Here is an 18250-nt window from a genome sequence, read left to right as displayed (position 1 = left end):
GCCTCAGCCCCGCTTCGGGCCCGTGATCGCCTCACCGATCACAAAGCCCTTGGCGGGGCCTTCGGGCACGGTGACCTCGGTGCCGTACGGAACGCGGTGGACGTCCTCCCAGTCCGCCTCGTCGGGGCGGGGTCCGGTGAACAGGGTGACGGCGCCCTGGCCGTCGTAGTCGTCGACGAGGACGTACACGGGGATGCCGGCCCGGGCGTACTCACGGCGCTTCCTCACACGGTCCCGTTCGAGGCTGCGCTTGCCGGGCGAGGTGACTTCGAAGACGGCCCGCACTCCGGCGGCGGTGAGGCCCAGACCGTCATCGGTCACGTAACGCTCCGGGTCCCGCGCGACGACGAACAGATCCGGCACCCACGCCGAGCCTTCGTGGATGACGTTCGTGTCGTTGCGGACGGCGAAATCCCCGCCCCGCAAGTGATCTCCCAGGGCTTCCCTCAGCAGGAAGATGATCTGACTGTGCGAGTAGCGGCCGGTGGGCGACACCTCGATGGCTCCCTCAATGATCTCAGCGCGGTAGCCCTCGGGGAGTTCCATGGCCTTCCATGCCTGCCACAGGACCTCGTCCAGATCGGGGCCGTTCTCCGGCAGAGGCACGGACGGGGTCCTGGTCTCGGTCATGGTGTCGGGCCTCTCGTGCGCAAGAGCGGTCATGGCTGCATCACCTCCTCAAGTGTGGGCCGGGGGTGCACACGGCACAAGCAACGCGATCACCGTAGGAACGGCCGTGCCTCCGACCGGCCCACATGCCACCTGTTCACCCGTTCGAGCGAGAGCGGAACGGTTTCGTCCGCGTGCGACGAGCGCGAAGGGGCCCGGAGGTTCGTCCTCCGGGCCCCTTCACACGGGTCGACGCGTCGCCGTCAGTCCTTGGCCTTCTTCGGCCGCCACACCACCAGCGCGCTGGTCTGCTGCACCTCCTGGTACGGCACCAGGTCGCGCCGGTAGGAGGCGTGGACCGCCGCCTCCCGCTGCTGCATGGCCGCCGCGGCGCCGTCCAGCGCGGACTGGAGCTCGGCCATCCGGGCCTGGAGGGCGGCGACCTGGTTCTCCAGTTCGATGATCCGCTTGATGCCGGCCAGGTTGATGCCCTCGTCCTGCGACAACTGCTGCACGGTGCGCAGCAGTTCGATGTCACGGGCCGAGTAGCGTCGGCCCCGCCCGGCCGTACGGTCCGGGGAGACCAGGCCGAGGCGGTCGTACTGGCGCAGTGTCTGCGGATGGAGGCCGGAGAGCTGGGCCGCCACCGAGATGACGTAGACCGGGGTCTCCTCGGTCAGTTCATACGGGTTACGTCGACGGCCGTCCATCACCCTCAAGCTCCCTTCGCGGCCTCGAACAGCTCCGCCCGCGGGTCCTCACCCGCGGTGGCCTCGCGATACGCCTCCAACGCGTCACGAGCCTTCCCCGACAGGTCCTTGGGAACACTCACCTCGACGGTGACCAGCAGGTCGCCGCGGGTTCCGTCCTTGCGGACCGCGCCCTTGCCCCGGGCGCGCATGGTGCGCCCGTTGGGTGTGCCGGGCGGCAGCTTCAGCGTCAGGGCCGGGCCGCCGAGCGTGGGCACCCTGACCTCGCCGCCCAGGGCCGCCTCCGTGAAGGTGACGGGCACGGTGACGGTGAGGTGGTCGTCCTTGCGGCCGAAGACCGGGTGCGGGTCGACGTGGACGACGACGTACAGGTCGCCGGCCGGGCCGCCGCGCTCACCGGGGGCGCCCTTGCCGCGCAGCCGGATCCGCTGCCCGTCGGTGACGCCCGCGGGGATGCGGACCTGCATGGTGCGGGAGGACTTGGCCCGCCCGCTGCCGCTGCACTCCGCGCAGGGGTGCTCGGCGATCAGGCCGCGCCCCTTGCAGTCGGGGCAGGGGTCGGTGAGGGAGAAGCCGCCGCCCGAGCCGCGCGCCACCTGCCCGGTGCCGACGCAGGTCGGGCACACCCGGGGGGTGCCGTTCTTGTCGCCGGTGCCGGAACAGGCCTTGCACGGTGACTGTGCGGTCATCCGCAGCGGGACCGTCGCGCCCTCGATCGCCTCGGTGAAGCTGAGGGTGACCTCGGTGTCGATGTCCTGGCCGCGCCGGGGCTGGGCGCGGGTACCCGTGGCGCCGCCGCGGTTGAACAGGCCCCCGAAGACGTCACCGATCCCGCCGCCGAAACCGCCGGCGTTCCCGCCCTGGGCGCCCCCGAAGAGGTCGCCCAGGTCGAAGTTGAAGGAGCCGCCGCCCGCGCCCGGACCGGGGCGGAAGCCGCCGCTGCCGAAGAGGGCGCGCGCCTCGTCGTACTCCTTGCGCTTCTTGGGGTCGCCGAGGATGTCGTTCGCCTCGGAGATCTCCTTGAAGCGCTCCTCGGCCTTGACGTTCCCCTTGTTGGCGTCCGGGTGGTACTCGCGGGCGAGCTTCCGGTACGCCTTCTTGATCTCGGCCTCGGTGGCGTCCTTGGGGACGCCGAGGACCTTGTAGTAGTCCTTCTCGATGAAGTCCTTGGTGCTCATCCTCGACGTCCCTCCTCTCGCGTCGGTTCAAGCTCAGCCCTCGTCCGGGCCACCGCTCTCCTTGTCGTCGGCCGCCGTCTCGTTCTCCTCGGCCGGCTTGACCGTCTGGGCCCCCGGCTGGGGTTCGGCCACGGCCACCCGGGCGGGACGGATGGTGCGCTCGCCGAACCGGTACCCGGGCTGGAGGATCGCCACGCACGTCGTCTCGGTGACGTCCGGCGCGTAGCTGTGCATCAGGGCCTCGTGGATCGTCGGGTCGAAGGGCTCGCCCTCCTTGCCGAACTGCTGGAGGCCCATCTTCGCCGCGACGGTCTCCAGGGACTCGCCGACGGACTTGAAGCCGCCGACCAGTTCGCCGTGTTCCCGCGCGCGGCCGATGTCGTCGAGCACGGGCAGGAGCTCGGTCAGGAGGTTCGCGACGGCGATCTCCTTGACCGCGATCCGGTCGCGCTCGACCCGGCGGCGGTAGTTCTGGTACTCGGCCTGGAGCCGCTGGAGGTCCGCGGTGCGCTCGCCGAGCGCGGTGCGCACCTGGTCCAGCTGGGCGACCAGCCCGGCCGTCTGGTTCGCGTCCCCGGCCGGGGCCGCCCCCTCGTCGGAGGGAGCGGCCTTCGGCTCGGCGTCGTCGGAGGTGGCGCCGGAGGGGACGTCGGGCTTCTCCTCGAAGCCCGGGGTCTCCTCCGTCACGCGGCACCGTCCTTGCGCTCGTCGTCCACGATCTCGGCGTCCACGACGTCGTCGTCGGCCTTGGCACCGCCGGCGGTGGCGCCCTCCGGGCCGCCCGCGGCCTGGCCGGCCTGGGCGTCGGCGTACATGGCCTGGCCGAGCTTCTGCGAGACGGCCGCGACCTTCTCGGTGGCGGTGCGGATCTCGGCGGTGTCCTCGCCCTTGAGCTTTTCCTTCAGCTCGGAGAGGGCTTCCTCGACCTCGGTCTTGATCTCGCCGGGGACCTTGTCCTCGTTGTCCTTGAGGAACTTCTCGGTCTGGTAGACGAGCTGCTCGCCCTGGTTGCGGGCCTCGGCGGCCTCGCGGCGGCGGTGGTCCTCCTCCGCGTACTGCTCGGCCTCCTGGCGCATGCGGTCGACCTCGTCCTTCGGCAGCGAGGAGCCGCCGGTGACGGTCATCTTCTGCTCCTTGCCCGTGCCCAGGTCCTTCGCGGTCACGTGCATGATGCCGTTGGCGTCGATGTCGAAGGAGACCTCGATCTGCGGGACGCCGCGCGGCGCCGGCGGCAGACCGGTCAGCTCGAACATACCGAGCTTCTTGTTGTACGCCGCGATCTCGCGCTCGCCCTGGTAGACCTGGATCTGCACGGACGGCTGGTTGTCATCGGCCGTGGTGAAGATCTCGGACCGCTTGGTCGGGATCGTGGTGTTGCGCTCGATGAGCTTGGTCATGATGCCGCCCTTGGTCTCGATACCGAGGGACAGCGGGGTCACGTCGAGGAGCAGGACGTCCTTGACCTCACCCTTGAGGACACCGGCCTGGAGCGAGGCGCCGATGGCGACGACCTCGTCCGGGTTCACGCCCTTGTTGGCCTCCTTGCCGCCGGTCAGCTCCTTGACGAGCTCGGCGACGGCGGGCATACGGGTGGAGCCACCGACGAGGACGACGTGGTCGATCTCGTTGATGGAGACGCCGGCGTCCTTCATGACGTTGAAGAACGGGGTCTTGCAGCGCTCGAGGAGGTCCGCGGTCAGCTGCTGGAACTGGGCGCGGGTGAGCTTCTCGTCCAGGTGCAGCGGGCCCTCGGCGGACGCCGTGATGTACGGCAGGTTGATCGAGGTCTCGGTGGACGAGGACAGCTCGATCTTCGCCTTCTCGGCGGCCTCGCGCAGACGCTGGAGCGCCATCTTGTCCTTGGACAGGTCCACGCCGTGGCCGGACTGGAACTGCTTGACCAGGTAGTCGACGACGCGCTGGTCCCAGTCGTCACCACCGAGGTGGTTGTCACCGTTGGTGGCCTTCACCTCGACGACGCCGTCGCCGATCTCCAGGAGGGACACGTCGAAGGTGCCGCCACCGAGGTCGAAGACGAGGATCGTCTGGTCGTCCTTGTCGAGGCCGTAGGCGAGCGCGGCCGCGGTGGGCTCGTTGACGATGCGCAGGACGTTGAGACCGGCGATCTCACCGGCCTCCTTCGTCGCCTGGCGCTCGGAGTCGTTGAAGTACGCCGGGACGGTGATGACCGCGTCGGCCACCTTCTCGCCCAGGTACGCCTCGGCGTCGCGCTTCAGCTTCTGCAGGATGAAGGCGCTCATCTGCTGCGGGTTGAAGCTCTTGCCGTCGAGCTCGATCTTCCAGTCCGTGCCCATGTGACGCTTCACGGAGCGGATGGTCCGGTCCACGTTGGTGACCGCCTGGCGCTTGGCGACCTCGCCGACCAGCACCTCGCCGTTCTTGGCGAAGGCGACGACGGACGGCGTGGTCCGGGCACCCTCGGCGTTGGTGATGACGGTGGGCTCGCCGCCCTCCAGAACGCTGACGACGGAGTTAGTCGTGCCCAGGTCGATGCCGACCGCACGTGCCATGGTGATCTTCCTCCAGCTGACTTGAGTGGAACGGACTCAAGTGTGCACGACACCCGGCGCCCGGTCAACAGACCTGAGTCACACCGACTCAACTCTTATCCGTTCCTTACGCGCAACACCTCGCTGACCTGCGGTGACACCGTATGGCGAGACGCTCGCGCGGGTGATCGCGCGGGTGACTCGGCCGACCGCCGAGGGGGCTGCACCGCGGAGACGGAGGGCCGCCGGGCACGGGCACGGGCCCGCACGGCACCCTCCTCCTGGCGCCGCCCCGGCCCGGCCCCCTCCCCGGACCGCCGCGCGCCCGCTTCCCCGGGGCGCCGCACCACACCGCCTTCGCCAGGGCGCCGCACCACGCCCCCCTCCCCCGGCCGCCGCGCCGCGCCGCCGCCCTCTCCCGGCGGCCGGGCGTACACCGGCACCCGCCACAGCCCGAGGACGACGGCCAGGACGGCGCCCGCCACCCACAGCACGGCCTGCGCGTCCGCCCAGCCTGCGTGCACCAGGGCCCCGACGAGCACCCCCGCGAAGGCCGCGACGCCGAGCAGGACCGTCACCCCCTGCGGGGTGAGGCCGAGCCGCCGCAGCCGGTGGGCCAGGTGGTCGGGCCCGCGCCGCAGCAGCGGGCGCCCGGCCGTGCGCCGGGCCAGCAGGACGAGGACGACGTCGGCGGCGGCGACCGCGGTGAGCGCGAACAGCACGCCCGCGCCGGCCACGGCGTCCTGGCCCGCGCGCGCGGAGACGGCCGCCGCCGCGAGCAGGAAGCCGGTGAAGAGCGCGCCGCAGCCGCCGAGCGCCACGCGCGCGGGAGGCCAGTTGTGCATCAGGAACCCGGTCAGGGCGGCGGCGAGCACGCTCAGCAGCACGGCGAGGCCGTCCATCATCTCGGCCGCCGCGCACGCCCCCACGCCGAAGGCGGTGACGACCCCCACGGTCCCGGCGACCCCGTCGGCGTGGTCCAGGGCCCGGAAGGCGAGCGCGACGCAGGCGATCCAGCCGACGGCCGCCACTCCGGCGACGACGCCGGTGTCGCCGTAGGGCACCACGAAGGCCGCCGCGACCGCCGTACCCGCCACCACGAACCGGGCCTTCAGCCGCCACAGGTCCACGACCAGCCCGAGCGCCGCGACCCCGCCGCCCGCGACGAGCAGCGCCCCCATGCCCTCGCCGAGCGGGGCGGCCCCCGTCCAGTCCCCGGCGGTCGCGACGAGGCACGTCGTCAGGACGACGGCCACGCCGCCCGACAGCGCCACCCGCCGCCGCCGCTGCCGCTGCCGCTGGTCGACCAGTCCGACGCGCAGGGCGGGCCCGCGCAGCAGCGCGGCGAGGAAGGCGGTGAGGAGCAGGGCGGCGGTGGCGGCGGCGATCCCGTAGAGCACGGATATAAATTAGTCATGAATGTACCAATTTGGCATGAATAACACGGTCTGATTCTGAGGTGACCCTCAGCGACCCAGATCACCCGCCGCCCGACTACAGTGCGACGGGAGATGGGGGTAGTCTCAGACGGACTACATAAGTTACCGCTTAGTAATTTCGGGTACCTGTTCCGAGGCGCGCCGCGCACCCCGCGCACGCGCCGCACGACACGTCCCCGCCGTATCCCCCTCGCAGGCCCGAGGAGCCCCCATGCAACTCGCCGCGATCATCGTGTCGCTGGCCCTGACCGTGGTCGGCGTCGCCCTGCTCGCCCGAGCCATCGGCCAGTTCGTCCGGTACTTCAAGCTGGGCCAGCCGGTCCCGGCGGGCACCCGGACCGACAACCCCTACCAGCGCAGCGTGACACTGGTCCGCGAGTTCCTCGGCCACACGCGCATGAACCGGTGGGGCATCGTCGGCGTCGCCCACTGGTTCGTGGCCATCGGCTTCCTGACGCTGCCGCCGACCCTGGCGCAGGCCTTCGGCCAGCTCTTCCAGGCCGACTGGACACTGCCGGTCATCGGCGGCTTCCTGCCGTTCGAGCTCTACATCGAGTTCATCGGCGTGATGACGATCCTCGGCATCGCCGTGCTCATCGCCATCCGCCTGCTGAACCTGCCCTCCCGCCCGGGCCGCAAGTCCCGCTTCGCGGGCTCCAAGGCCGGCCAGGCGTACTTCGTCGAGTACGTCATCCTCACCATCGGCCTCGCCATCTACGTGCTGCGCGGCCTGGAGGGCGCGATCCACCACGTGGAGCACTACGAGGCCGCGTACTTCGCCTCGTACCCGCTGGTCCTGGCCTTCAAGGGACTGGGCGTCACCACCCTCCAGAACCTGGTCTACTTCACCGCGATGGTGAAGATCGGCACCTCGTTCATCTGGATGATCGTGGTCTCGCTCAACACCAACATGGGCGTGGCCTGGCACCGCTTCCTGGCGTTCCCGAACATCTGGTTCAAGCGCAACGCCACCGGTGAGACCTCGCTGGGCGCGCTGCTGCCGATGACGTCCGGCGGCAAGCCGATCGACTTCACCGACCCCGGCGACGACGACGTCTTCGGCGTCTCCCAGGTCGAGCAGTTCTCCTGGAAGGGCCTGCTGGACTTCTCCACCTGCACCGAGTGCGGCCGCTGCCAGTCGCAGTGCCCCGCCTGGAACACCGGCAAGCCGCTCTCCCCCAAGCTCCTGATCATGTCCCTGCGCGACCACGCGCACGCCAAGGCCCCCTACCTGCTGGCCGGCGGCGGCAAGACCATGGAGGGCGAGGAGAAGGCCTCCGAGGAGCAGCTCGAGGACGTGCCCGCCGCCGCCCTCGCCGAGGCCGAGCGCCCGCTGATCGGCACCGCCGACGACAACGGCGTCATCGACCCGGACGTCCTGTGGTCCTGCACCACCTGCGGCGCCTGCGTCGAGCAGTGCCCGGTCGACATCGAGCACGTCGACCACATCGTCGACATGCGCCGCTACCAGGTCATGATCGAGTCGTCGTTCCCGTCCGAGGCGGGCACGATGCTCAAGAACCTGGAGAAGAAGGGCAACCCCTGGGGCCTGGCGAAGAAGCAGCGCCTGGAGTGGACCAAGGAGGTCGACTTCGAGGTCCCGGTCGTCGGCAAGGACATCGAGGACCTCTCCGAGGTCGAGTACCTGTACTGGGTCGGCTGCGCCGGAGCCCTGGAGGACCGCGCCAAGAAGACCACGAAGGCGTTCGCCGAACTCCTCCACATCGCGGGCGTCAAGTTCGCGATCATGGGCGGCGACGAGAAGTGCACCGGTGACTCCGCCCGCCGCCTCGGCAACGAGCCCCTCTTCCAGGAGCTCGGCATGGAGAACGTCATGGCGCTGAACATGGCGTTCGGCGAGGAGACGGACGACGACGGCAAGGTCACCGAGGAGTCGAGGAAGCCGAAGTCGGCGAAGAAGATCGTCGCCACCTGCCCGCACTGCCTCAACACCCTCGGCAACGAGTACCCGCAGCTCGGCGGCGACTACGAGGTCATCCACCACACCCAGCTGCTCCAGCACCTCGTCGACGAGGGCAAGCTGATCCCGGTGACCCCGGTCGAGGGCATCATCACCTACCACGACCCCTGCTACCTGGGCCGCCACAACAAGATCTACACGCCTCCGCGCGAGATCATCGCCAACGTCCCGGGCCTGCGGAACGAGGAGATGCACCGCCACAAGGAGCGCGGCTTCTGCTGCGGCGCCGGCGGCGCCCGGATGTGGATGGAGGAGCGGATCGGCAAGCGCATCAACAACGAGCGCGTCGACGAGGCCCTCTCCCTCGACCCCGACATCGTCTCCACCGCCTGCCCCTTCTGCCTCGTCATGCTGACCGACTCGGTCAACGGCAAGAAGAACGAGGGCAAGGCCAAGGAGTCCATCCAGGTCGTGGACGTCGCCCAGCTCCTGCTGGAGTCCGTCAAGACGCCCGTCGACGACGAGCCCCCCGCGGGCACGTCCGAGACGGAGAGCGAGCCGGAGCCCCAGCCGGTCAAGTGACCACCACGGGCACCCGGCACCTCCGCACCCCGCCGAGCCCGCCGAGCCCCACCGACGCCCCCTGTTCCGCCGGACGCGGACAGGGGGCGTCGGCGTGTGCGGCTCCGGGCTTCGGGTCCCCCTGGGGGAGGCTCCGGACTCCGGGTGTCCCTTAGGGGATGTCACAGGTCGGCCGCAAAGCCGCCTCCGGTGGGCAGGGCCCGGCACGTCACTCTCCGGGACCAGGTACGTTCGTTGACGTGGCTGGATTCAGGATCGGACGTGGCGGCCGGGACGGCCGCGCCCCGCAAGCGCGACCCCAAGACCCTCCGTACGGGCAGCAGGCGCCCCAGGGGCCGTCGTACGGCTACCCGCCGGCGCAGCAGCCGTACCCGCAGCAGCGGCCGCAGTACCGCGGCGGCCAGCAGCCCCCGTACGGCTCGACCGGCGGCGGAGCGGGCGGCCAGTGGCCCTCCGCGCACGGCGGCGGCTACGGCGGCCAGGGCGGCGAGCCGGAGTACTTCGGCGGCGACGACCCGTCGTCGTACGGCGCCGGGCCGGGCACCCCGGACCCGTACGCCGCGAACAACCCCGGGCACACCCAGGCGTTCTCGATCGACGACCACCAGCAGTACAGCCGGGGCGAGACGTACCACGCCGGCGCCGCGGCGGCCCCGGCCGGCCCGGTCGGCCCGCGCCTGCCCTGGAAGGAACTGCTGAAGGGCGTCGTCCTGTCGCCCAGCCGGACGTTCCTCCAGATGCGGGACTACACGCTGTGGGGCCCCGCCCTCATCGTGACGTTCCTCTACGGCCTGCTCGCCGTCTTCGGCTTCGACACCGCGCGCGAGGACGCGATCAACGCGACGCTCTCCAACGCGATCCCGATAGTCCTGACGACGGCCGTCGCGATGGTGCTGAGCTCCTTCGTCCTCGGCGTCGTCACCCACACCCTGGCCCGCCAGCTCGGCGGCGACGGCGCCTGGCAGCCCACGGTCGGCCTCTCCATGCTGATCATGTCGCTCACCGACGCCCCGCGGCTGATCGTGGCCATGTTCCTCGGCGGCGACGCGTCGTTCGTCCAGATCCTCGGCTGGGCGACCTGGGTGGCGGCCGGCGCCCTGCTGACCATCATGGTCAGCCGCTCCCACGACCTGCCGTGGCCGAAGGCGCTGGGCGCGTCCGCGATCCAGCTGGTCGCCCTGCTGTCGATCGTGAAGCTGGGCACGTTCTAGGGCCGCCCGCGGACCCGCTCACTGAAAGTACGGCCGGGGCCTCCCGATCCACCGAGGATCGGGAGGCCCCGGCCCGTCCGTGGGGCCGGAAGCAGGCGTCAACGGGGTGCCCCGCGCGGCCCGCTCCGCCCGGAACGCTGCTCCAGGTACAGGCAGCCGATCACGGCGCCGAGGTGGATGACCACCCCCACCGCGATCACCCACGACAGGATCACCATGACGACCCCGATGGGGCCGTACCGCTGGCTGTTCTCCACGATCAGCTCGGAGAAGTAGTGCGCGGAGAACACCCCCAGGCCCGTCCAGCACAGGGCGGTGGCGACGGCCGGCGGCCGGAGCGTGCGCGGGCGGACCGCCCCCGCGAGGAGGACGTACATGCTGCCCCACCAGAAGCAGGTGGCCGTCGCGAAGCCGACCAGTGCCTGGAGGACCGGCTCGCTCCCGCCGAGCACACGGCCGGCCAGGGCCTGCACGGCGCTGTAGAGGAGGAGCGCGGCGAGCCAGCCGATCCGCGCCGCGACGTCCCGCCACCCACCGGGGGCGATGTCGAAGAGCTTGCGGTACCAGCTCTGCAAGGTGCCGGCGACGGCGACGGCGCCGACGACCAGCAGACAGGCACTCGCCGCGGTGACGCCGCCCGAGGCCTCGCCCGCCGGGAAGAGGGAGGCCACGGCCTGCGCCGCCTGCCCGTGCAGCCCGAGCCAGCCGACGAGGGCGGTGGCGGCGTCCCGGCCGGTCGCGGCCGTCACGACGATGAGGAACGGGAAGAAGCACAGCAGGGAGAGCGCGGCGAGCTGGAAGGAGTTCCCGAGGAAGTCCACCGTGGAGAGCCGGCTCCACAGCGTGCCCGCCTGGCTGCCCCGGACACGACGGACGGTGCCCTGCCGCCACGCGCCCCAGTGGACGCCCCGCCACGCGCCCCGGTGGGCGCTCCGGTGGGCGCTCCGGTGGGCGCTCCGGTGGACGCCCCAGTGGACGCCCCGGTGGAGGAGGTCACCCCGTCTGCCGTGCGGGCCGCCGCGGTCGGTCATACGACCGGTCACCCCGTTCCGGCGTGGGGCCGCACACGGCGGCGGCCGGGCGGTCCGGGTCCCGCCGCGCGGGGAAGGAGCGCCGCCGCGGCCAGGCCGCCGAGGCCGATGACGCCGAGGGTGATCATCGCGGCGGCGTAGGCGCCGGTGGTGAGGCCCGCGACGAGGATGGTGCCGGCGATGGCCGTCCCGAAGGACGAGCCGAGGTTCGACACACTGCGGGACAGGCCCGAGATCTCCCCCTGCTGTTCCTCGGGGAAGCTGGACTGGACGACGTTGACCGACGGGGTCAGCATGACGCCCAGGCCGAGTCCCGTGAGCAGGAGTCCGGGGACGAACGCCCACGCCGTGGAGAACGTCCCGGCCAGGGCGACCAGAACGATCACTCCGGCGACGGCGACGGCGAAGCCGGTCATGACGAGCGTCCGCTGCGCGTGCCGGCGGGCCAGCCGCTCGGCGGCCAGGGACGACACCAGCAGGCCCAGGGTGGCCGCCGTGAAGATGACGCCGGTCCGGATGGCGTCGTAGCCGCGCACCACTTGCAGGTAGGCCGCCACCGTGAACGACGTGCCCATGAGCAGCAGCCACTGGACGTTCTGGGTGACCAGTCCGAGGTCGGAGGTGCGGTTGCGGAACAGGCTCGGTGACAGCAGCGGCTCCCGGCCGGAAGCCTCCTTGGCGCGGGCGGAGCGGAAGAACCACCACAGCACGAGCGCGCCCAGGACCAGCAGGACGGCCATGAGCGGGATGCTGTCGTCCGTGGCCAGGATGCCCATGACGACGAGGACGAGGCCGACGGCCGAGAGGACCGCTCCGCCGGTGTCGAACGAACGGGTCGGATCGGGGGGCAGCGGGTCGTCGATCCGGCGGCTGAGGACGACGATCACCGCGATCACCAGGGCCTGGAACACGAAGGCCGCGCGCCAGCTGATCGCGGTGGTGATGAGTCCGCCGATCAGCGGCCCCGCGGCGGCCCCGACACCGCCGAGCGCCATCACGACCCCGAACGCCCGGGCGCGCGAGGTGACATCCGGGTGGAGGAGGGTGGTGAGGATGTAGACGGGCGGGATGAGCAGTGCGGTGCCGATGCCTTCGAGGATCGAGTTGCCGAGGATCAGGACCCCGAGCCCCGGGGCGGCCGCGCTCAGCAGGGCGCCGACCGCGTAGACGACGAGACCGGTCAGGAAGCAGCGTTTGCGGCCGTAGCGGTCGGTCAGCTTGCCTCCGGGGATCATCAGGGCCGCCATCACCAGCAGGAAGACCGTGATCGCCACCTGGACGCCCTGGACGGTGGTGTCCAGGTCCTCGCTGATGTCGTTGATCATCACGTTCATGTTGGAGCCGGCGAAGCTGCAGATGAACTGGGCGAGGGCGAGGGCGGCGAGCACGCGTCGCTGTCCCGTCGGTCGTGTGGTGCCGGCCGTCTCAGCCACCTGCGTCACCCCGGCTCGTCTCCTCCTCGGGCACCGTGAGGCCGTAGGTCACCGGATGCTCGTGGTCGCCGTGCCGCGGCCCGGTCTGCGCCTTCTCCAGCTCCTCGTCGAGCGCCATGGCCGCCGTGATCAGGGCGAGGTGGGTGAACGCCTGGGGGAAGTTCCCCAGTTGCTCCCCCGAGGGCCCGATCTCCTCGGCGAACAGGCCGACGTGGTTGGCGTAGGTGAGCATCTTGTCGAAGGCGTGGCGGGCCTGGTTGAGCCGGCCGCTGCGGGCGAGCGCCTCGACGTAGAAGAAGCTGCACAGGTTGAAGGTGCCCTCCGAGCCGCGCAGGCCGTCGGGGGACGCCTTGGGGTCGTAGCGGTAGACGAGGCTGTCGCTGACCAGTTCCTCGTCCATGGCGTCCAGGGTGCTGAGCCAGTCCGGATCGTGCGGCGAGACGAAGCCGACCTTCGGCATGAGCAGGAGCGAGGCGTCCAGGACGTCGGTGTCGTAGTGCTGCACGAAGGCCTGCCGCCCATCGTGCCAGCCGCGTTCGACGATCTGGCGGAAGACCGTGTCCCGCACACCGGTCCAGCGCGCGACGTCGGCGGGGCGGGAGAATTCGGTGGCCGCGCGGACACCGCGGTCGAACGCCACCCACGTCATCAGCCGACTGTACGTGAAGTCCTGACGGCCGCCTCGGGTCTCCCAGATCCCCTCGTCGGGCTGGTCCCAGTGCTCGGCGAGCCAGTCCAGGACGTCGCTCAGCGCGTGCCAGCCGCGGATCGCACCGATGTCACCGCCCACGATCAGGGCGTCCGACGCCTCGCCGTAGATGTCGAGCTGGAGCTGGTCGGCCGCCGCGTTGCCCGCCCGCACCGGACGGGACCCCCGGTAGCCCTCCAGGTGGGCGAGGGTCTCCTCGGTCAGGTGGGGATCGCCGTCGACGCGGTACATGATCTGCAAGGGGTCCGCCGAGGTACCGTCCTCGGCCTCGATGCGCTCGCGCAGCCAGCGGCGGAACGCGTGCGCCTCCTCGTGGAAGCCGAGATCGATCAACGCCCTCACGGACAGCGACGCGTCGCGGACCCACGTGTAGCGGTAGTCCCAGTTGCGCTCGCCGCCGATCTGCTCGGGCAGCCCCATCGTGGCGGCGGCGACGGGCGCGCCGGTGGGGGCGTACGTGAGCAGCTTGAGCGTGATCGCCGAGCGGTTGACGACGTCCTGCCAGCGCCCCCGGTAGGTGCACGGACGCAGCCACGACAGCCAGAAGGTACGGCAGGTCTCCAGCGCGTCCGCGATGCCTTCGAGGGAGGGCGGGGCCGGGGCGGGTCCGCCCCCTGCCGTGCTGGTCAGCACCACCGCGGCCACCTGGCCGGCGGTCAGGGTGAAGCGGGCGCCGATGTCGTTGCCGTCCGCGCGGAGGACGACGCCGGCGGTGGACCGCAGATGCAGGTCCGTCCCCGGGCCGCGGAAGAGCGCGGAGTGATCGCCCGTCCGCGAGAGCGTGTGCGGGGCGCGGCCGTAGTCGAACCGGGGCCGGCAGGTGAGCGCGAACGGCAGGCTGCCCCGGACGACCCGTGCGACCCTCACCAGCCGGTGCGCGTCCGTGGGGGCCGCGGAGTCGACGGGGACCATGAAGTCGGCCACCTCACCGACTCCGCCGGGCGCCATGAACCGGGTGACCAGGATCGCCGTGTCGGACAGGTACAACTGCCGTACGGTCATGCCGTCGCCGTCCGGGAACTCCGCGGCCAGCCGGCAGTGCCCTCCGCGCTCGCTGTCCAGGAGCGAGGCGAAGACGCTGGGCGAGTCGAAGCGGGGCGTGCACCACCAGTCGACGGTTCCGTCGGACGACACCAGGGCGACGGTCTGGAGATCGCCGACCATGCCGTGTTCCGCGATGGGCGGGTAGCGGTTCACAACTCTCCTCGGTGGTTCCGACGCGGGTTCCGACGCGGGTTCCGACGCGCTGCGGCGGTACGGACGGGCGCACTTCGGGCACGTCGGGCACGCCAGCGGCCTGTCCACGCTCAGCGTTCGGCAGTGCCGTGGCCGTCGCCTCACCCACGGTGGGTGAAACCTGCGTGCCGGCGCCGGACGCGCGACGGCGGGGGCATCCCGTGGCCCGCACATTCACCCAGGTCGGGTGAGGCCGGCCGATCGTCGGTGTGCGCACGCTGACGAGGTGGGTTCCGGAACGGAAACGGGACAGCGCGCGGTGATCGGGATGGTCGTGGCGTGGTGATCGCGACGGTCGTGAAGAAGAGCGAAGAAGAGCGGTGAGCGGATTGGGAGAGGGAAGGGCTGAACCTCCACGTGGGGCCGGTGCCGGACGGCCCCGTGAGGGCAGCCCCGGACGGGCTCGCCTCGCCGTGCTGGCGCTGCTGGCGAGCGCGCTGGTCCCGCTCGTCGCCGCCGGTCTGCTGCGGAGCGTGCTGTGGGTGGCGGCCGGTATCGCCGGACTGGCGCTCACCGCCGTCGGCGTGTGGTGGGCCCTGGCGCACACCGGTGTGCTCCGTGCCCTGGGGACGGCCCTGGCGGTGACCGCCCCGGTCGCCGTCCTCGTCCTGTACGCCCTGTCCGGCATGCTGTGGGTGGCCTGCCTGTCCGTGGCGCTGTGGCTGCTGGCCGTCGCGACGGCGCGCACCGCACTGGCTCCAGGGCCCGGCCCCACCGCCTCCGAGGGAACCGCCGAGGCGCCCCGTCACCCCTGGGTCCTCATGAATCCGCGCTCCGGCGGCGGCAAGGTGGGCCGCTTCCACCTGGTGGAGAAGGCCCGGGCGGCCGGCTGCCGAGTGGTCCTGCTCGAGCACGGCCAGGACGTCACCGCGCTGGCCCGGCAGGCCGTGTCCGAGGGAGCCGACCTCCTGGCGGTGGCGGGGGGCGACGGCACCCAGGCTCTGGTGGCCGAGGTCGCGGCCCACCACGACCTGCCGTTCCTGGTGGTTCCCGCGGGCACCCGCAACCACTTCGCCCTCGATCTCGGCCTCGACCGCGACGACCCCGCGGCGGCCCTAGAGGCCGTGACCGACGGCGTCGAACTCCGCGTCGACCTCGGTTACGCGGCGGACCGGGTCTTCGTCAACAACGCCTCGTTCGGAACGTACGCGGCCGTCGTCGCCGACCCCGCGTACCGGAACGCGAAGGCGCACACGGCCCTGCGGACGCTCCCCGGTCTCCTCACCGGAGAGGAAGCGCCCGGGCTGCGGATGCGCGTCGGCCGCACCCGCACCGACGGGCTCCAGGCGCTGCTCGTCAGCAACAACCCCTACGGACGCGCCGTCGACGCGTCCCGACCGGGGCGCAGGGAACGGCTGGACTCGGGGCTGCTCGGCGTGGTGTGCGTGCGGGTCTCCAACGCCGTTCAGGCGGCGCGCATGGTGCGCGGTCCGCGCTCCGGCCGGCACTCCGAGGGGCTCATCCGGCTCAGCGCCGGGGAGGTCGTCGTCGAAGCGGACACGGACACCCTCCCGGTCGGCATCGACGGCGAACACGTCGTCCTCCCGGCACCCGTCGTGTGCCGCAGCGCCCCCGGGGCCCTCCGGGTCCGCGTGCCACGCCGCCGCCCGCGTACGGCACGGGCGAGCGGCTCGGCGGCCGACTGGCCGCGCGTGGCGGACCTGGCGCTGGGCCGCCTGTCTCCCCGCCGGACTCGGGACACGGACGCGGAGGCACGGCGTCTCGGTGTGCCGTCGCCAGCCACAATCCACGCCTCCGGATACACCTCCGGATGCCCCTCCGGATTCAGCGCCCGATTCACCGCCGGATTCACCGCCGACGGCATCCGGCCCCTGCCGCGCCCGCGCTGAGAATCAGCCGCGCACGGCAGGTCAGAGGGCTTCCTTGTTCGGCTTGGCCGCTTCCCCGGGCTTCCGCACCGGCGGCAGGACGCTCCACGGGAAGTTGATCCAGTCGTCGGTCCGCTTCCACACGTACTCGCACTTCACGAGCGAGTGCGACTTCTCGTAGATCACGGCGGTGCGCACCTCGGCGACGGCGTCGAGGCAGAAGTCGCGCACCAGCTTGAGCGTCTTGCCGGTGTCGGCGACGTCGTCGGTGATCAGGACCTTCTTGTCGGAGAAGTCGATGACGTTGGGGACGGGCGCGAGCATGACGGGCATCTCGAGCGTGGTCCCGACGCCGGTGTAGAACTCGACGTTCACCAGGTGGATGTTCTTGCAGTCGAGGGCGTAGGCGAGCCCACCGGCGACGAAGACACCGCCGCGGGCGATGGAGAGCACGATGTCGGGCTCGTACCCGTCGTCGGCGATGGTCTGGGCGAGCTCGCGGACGGCGGTGCCGAACCGCTCGTAGCTGAGGTTCTCGCGTACGTCGCTCATACCTGGGTCCGGTGGAAATTGAGGAAGGACCGGGAGGCGGTCGGCCCGCGCTGGCCCTGGTAGCGGGAGCCGTAGCGCTCGCTGCCGTACGGGTGCTGGGCCGGCGAGCTGAGCCGGAACATGCACAGCTGCCCGATCTTCATACCGGGCCAGAGCTTGATGGGCAGGGTCGCGAGGTTGGACAGCTCCAGCGTCACGTGCCCGGAGAAGCCGGGGTCGATGAACCCGGCGGTGGAGTGGGTGACGAGCCCGAGCCGCCCGAGCGAGGACTTGCCCTCCAGGCGGGAGGCGAGATCGTCGGGAAGCGTGATCACCTCGTACGTCGAGGCGAGGACGAACTCACCGGGGTGGAGGATGAACGGTTCGTCGCCCTCCGGCTCCACGAGCCGCGTCAGGTCGGCCTGCTCGACGGACGGGTCGATGTGGGGGTACCGGTGGTTCTCGAACACCCGGAAGAAACGGTCGAGACGTACGTCGATGCTCGACGGCTGCACCATGGATTCGTCGTAGGGATCGATCCGCACCCGCCCGGCGTCGATCTCGGCCCGGATGTCCTTGTCTGAGAGAAGCACGCCCCGAGGATACGCAAGGCGCGCGGACCCGCCACAATCAGGACGACTCCGCGCGCCAGGCTGTGTGCCTCGCTGTGTCCTACCGCTTCTCGAGGGTCACCGGCACCGCGCTGCGCAACCGCGCACAGCGAGGACACCGGACGAGCCGCCCGGGGCCGAGTCGCTCGGCCTTCTGCATCGGGAACGAAGCGGTACTGAACACGTGCCCATCGGCACAACGGACGACGGTGCGCTCCATCAAGTCCTAGAGTCCCTTCCCCAAGAGCCGGCGTCACATCTGGCGGGATGCCGTGACGACAAACGCCACATTACGGGACGTTCGGGATGGCCCTCCAGGCGGCACTCCGACCTCACCCGGACCCTCTCCAACGCCCCCACCGTACGCCCCAACTCCGGCCACCCGCACCCGGATCCCTCCCCTGAAACAGACTCAGGCCCCACGGCTTCAGCGCCGGGGGCCTGGCATGAGGTACAGTGACGAGGCGATCAGACACCGGCTCGGCACAACCGACGGGCCGACTGGCTGGCGTCTTACGCGGGTGTAGTTTAATGGTAGAACATCAGCTTCCCAAGCTGAGAGCGCGAGTTCGATTCTCGTCACCCGCTCCACGACAAACCCCCAGGTCATCGACCCGGGGGTTGTTTGTTGTCTAGACCGCTGGGTGAGGAGCGCACCACATTCGCACCATAAGGGCGCTGCTAGCTGCCGGTGGCCTTCTGCTTGTGGT

Annotated in this window: 14 protein-coding genes and 1 tRNA gene; 4 read left to right on the top strand and 11 right to left on the bottom strand. The window is 71.1% G+C overall.

The genetic code is table 11. From position 1 onward, the window contains the following. Positions 1–3: 3 nt before the first annotated feature. From ACFYWQ_RS25885 to ACFYWQ_RS25860, 6 genes are all read right to left on the bottom strand, one after another. Complete coding sequence (locus ACFYWQ_RS25885) at positions 4–663, bottom strand: Uma2 family endonuclease (protein WP_389519259.1); 660 nt, start codon at positions 661–663, stop codon at positions 4–6. Positions 664–872: 209 nt separating this feature from the next. Continuing rightward, entirely contained in the window at positions 873–1319 is a 447-nt protein-coding gene (locus ACFYWQ_RS25880; RefSeq protein WP_389519258.1) for a heat shock protein transcriptional repressor HspR, read from the bottom strand. Positions 1320–1324: 5 nt separating this feature from the next. Continuing rightward, complete coding sequence (dnaJ, locus tag ACFYWQ_RS25875; RefSeq protein ID WP_389519256.1) at positions 1325–2497, bottom strand: molecular chaperone DnaJ; 1173 nt, start codon at positions 2495–2497, stop codon at positions 1325–1327. 33 nt (positions 2498–2530) lie between these two features. Beyond that, positions 2531–3184 (bottom strand): nucleotide exchange factor GrpE, encoded by a 654-nt coding sequence (grpE, locus tag ACFYWQ_RS25870; protein WP_389519254.1) that lies wholly within the window; start codon positions 3182–3184, stop codon positions 2531–2533. Continuing rightward, positions 3181–5028 carry a molecular chaperone DnaK gene (gene dnaK / locus ACFYWQ_RS25865; RefSeq protein WP_389519252.1) on the bottom strand — a complete coding sequence of 616 codons (1848 nt, stop codon included), beginning with the start codon at positions 5026–5028 and terminating at the stop codon, positions 3181–3183. The genes grpE and dnaK overlap by 4 nt, the downstream gene beginning before the upstream one ends. Positions 5029–5123: 95 nt before the next feature. After that, positions 5124–6407, bottom strand: coding sequence for an undecaprenyl/decaprenyl-phosphate alpha-N-acetylglucosaminyl 1-phosphate transferase (locus tag ACFYWQ_RS25860; protein ID WP_389519251.1), 1284 nt, complete (start codon positions 6405–6407; stop codon positions 5124–5126). Between the two features lie 250 nt (positions 6408–6657). Between ACFYWQ_RS25860 and ACFYWQ_RS25855 the strand changes: the two genes are divergently transcribed. Both ACFYWQ_RS25855 and ACFYWQ_RS25850 read left to right on the top strand, forming a co-directional pair. Beyond that, a complete protein-coding gene (locus ACFYWQ_RS25855; RefSeq protein ID WP_389519249.1) occupies positions 6658–8949 on the top strand; it encodes a heterodisulfide reductase-related iron-sulfur binding cluster in 2292 nt (763 codons plus the stop codon). 158 nt (positions 8950–9107) lie between these two features. Then, positions 9108–10160, top strand: a complete 1053-nt coding sequence (locus ACFYWQ_RS25850; RefSeq protein ID WP_389519247.1) for a Yip1 family protein — start codon at positions 9108–9110, stop codon at positions 10158–10160. 98 nt (positions 10161–10258) lie between these two features. Here ACFYWQ_RS25850 and ACFYWQ_RS25845 read toward each other — a convergent pair whose 3' ends face one another. The 3 genes from ACFYWQ_RS25845 to ACFYWQ_RS25835 are packed head-to-tail and all read right to left on the bottom strand — an operon-like array spanning position 10259 to position 14530. Then, positions 10259–11191: a ribonuclease BN gene (locus ACFYWQ_RS25845; RefSeq protein ID WP_389519245.1), complete on the bottom strand. Its 933-nt coding sequence runs from the start codon at positions 11189–11191 to the stop codon at positions 10259–10261. A gap of 8 nt (positions 11192–11199) precedes the next feature. After that, on the bottom strand, positions 11200–12633 hold the full coding sequence (locus ACFYWQ_RS25840) for an MFS transporter (protein ID WP_389519243.1): 1434 nt from the start codon (positions 12631–12633) through the stop codon (positions 11200–11202). Continuing rightward, positions 12617–14530 carry a glycoside hydrolase family 15 protein gene (locus ACFYWQ_RS25835; RefSeq protein ID WP_389519241.1) on the bottom strand — a complete coding sequence of 638 codons (1914 nt, stop codon included), beginning with the start codon at positions 14528–14530 and terminating at the stop codon, positions 12617–12619. The genes ACFYWQ_RS25840 and ACFYWQ_RS25835 overlap by 17 nt, the downstream gene beginning before the upstream one ends. A 452-nt stretch (positions 14531–14982) precedes the next feature. Between ACFYWQ_RS25835 and ACFYWQ_RS25830 the strand changes: the two genes are divergently transcribed. Then, positions 14983–16419: a diacylglycerol kinase family protein gene (locus ACFYWQ_RS25830; protein ID WP_389519239.1), complete on the top strand. Its 1437-nt coding sequence runs from the start codon at positions 14983–14985 to the stop codon at positions 16417–16419. A gap of 21 nt (positions 16420–16440) precedes the next feature. Here ACFYWQ_RS25830 and ACFYWQ_RS25825 read toward each other — a convergent pair whose 3' ends face one another. After that, on the bottom strand, positions 16441–16950 hold the full coding sequence (locus ACFYWQ_RS25825; protein WP_389519238.1) for a phosphoribosyltransferase: 510 nt from the start codon (positions 16948–16950) through the stop codon (positions 16441–16443). Next, positions 16947–17522 carry a dCTP deaminase gene (gene dcd, locus ACFYWQ_RS25820; RefSeq protein ID WP_389519237.1) on the bottom strand — a complete coding sequence of 192 codons (576 nt, stop codon included), beginning with the start codon at positions 17520–17522 and terminating at the stop codon, positions 16947–16949. Before dcd ends, ACFYWQ_RS25825 begins: the two co-directional genes overlap by 4 nt. A gap of 535 nt (positions 17523–18057) precedes the next feature. Here dcd and ACFYWQ_RS25815 point away from each other — a divergent pair. Next, a tRNA-Gly gene (locus ACFYWQ_RS25815) sits at positions 18058–18131 on the top strand. The last annotated feature ends 119 nt before the right edge of the window (positions 18132–18250 follow it).

This window comes from Streptomyces sp. NPDC003247 (assembly GCF_042888135.1).
Taxonomy (GTDB): domain Bacteria; phylum Actinomycetota; class Actinomycetes; order Streptomycetales; family Streptomycetaceae; genus Streptomyces.
The sequence above is the reverse complement of the archived record's forward strand: the minus strand, read 5'-3'. Positions and strand labels throughout refer to the sequence as shown.

Excerpts from the sequence above, each read along its gene's own strand:
- ACFYWQ_RS25885 (WP_389519259.1), bottom strand. The coding sequence starts at position 663 with ATGACCGCTCTTGCGCACGAGAGGCCCGACACCATGACCGAGACCAGG.
- ACFYWQ_RS25880 (WP_389519258.1), bottom strand. The coding sequence starts at position 1,319 with ATGGACGGCCGTCGACGTAACCCGTATGAACTGACCGAGGAGACCCCG.
- dnaJ (WP_389519256.1), bottom strand. The coding sequence starts at position 2,497 with ATGAGCACCAAGGACTTCATCGAGAAGGACTACTACAAGGTCCTCGGC.
- dnaK (WP_389519252.1), bottom strand. The coding sequence starts at position 5,028 with ATGGCACGTGCGGTCGGCATCGACCTGGGCACGACTAACTCCGTCGTC.
- ACFYWQ_RS25855 (WP_389519249.1), top strand. The coding sequence starts at position 6,658 with ATGCAACTCGCCGCGATCATCGTGTCGCTGGCCCTGACCGTGGTCGGC.
- ACFYWQ_RS25850 (WP_389519247.1), top strand. The coding sequence starts at position 9,108 with ATGTCACAGGTCGGCCGCAAAGCCGCCTCCGGTGGGCAGGGCCCGGCA.
- ACFYWQ_RS25845 (WP_389519245.1), bottom strand. The coding sequence starts at position 11,191 with ATGACCGACCGCGGCGGCCCGCACGGCAGACGGGGTGACCTCCTCCAC.
- ACFYWQ_RS25825 (WP_389519238.1), bottom strand. The coding sequence starts at position 16,950 with ATGAGCGACGTACGCGAGAACCTCAGCTACGAGCGGTTCGGCACCGCC.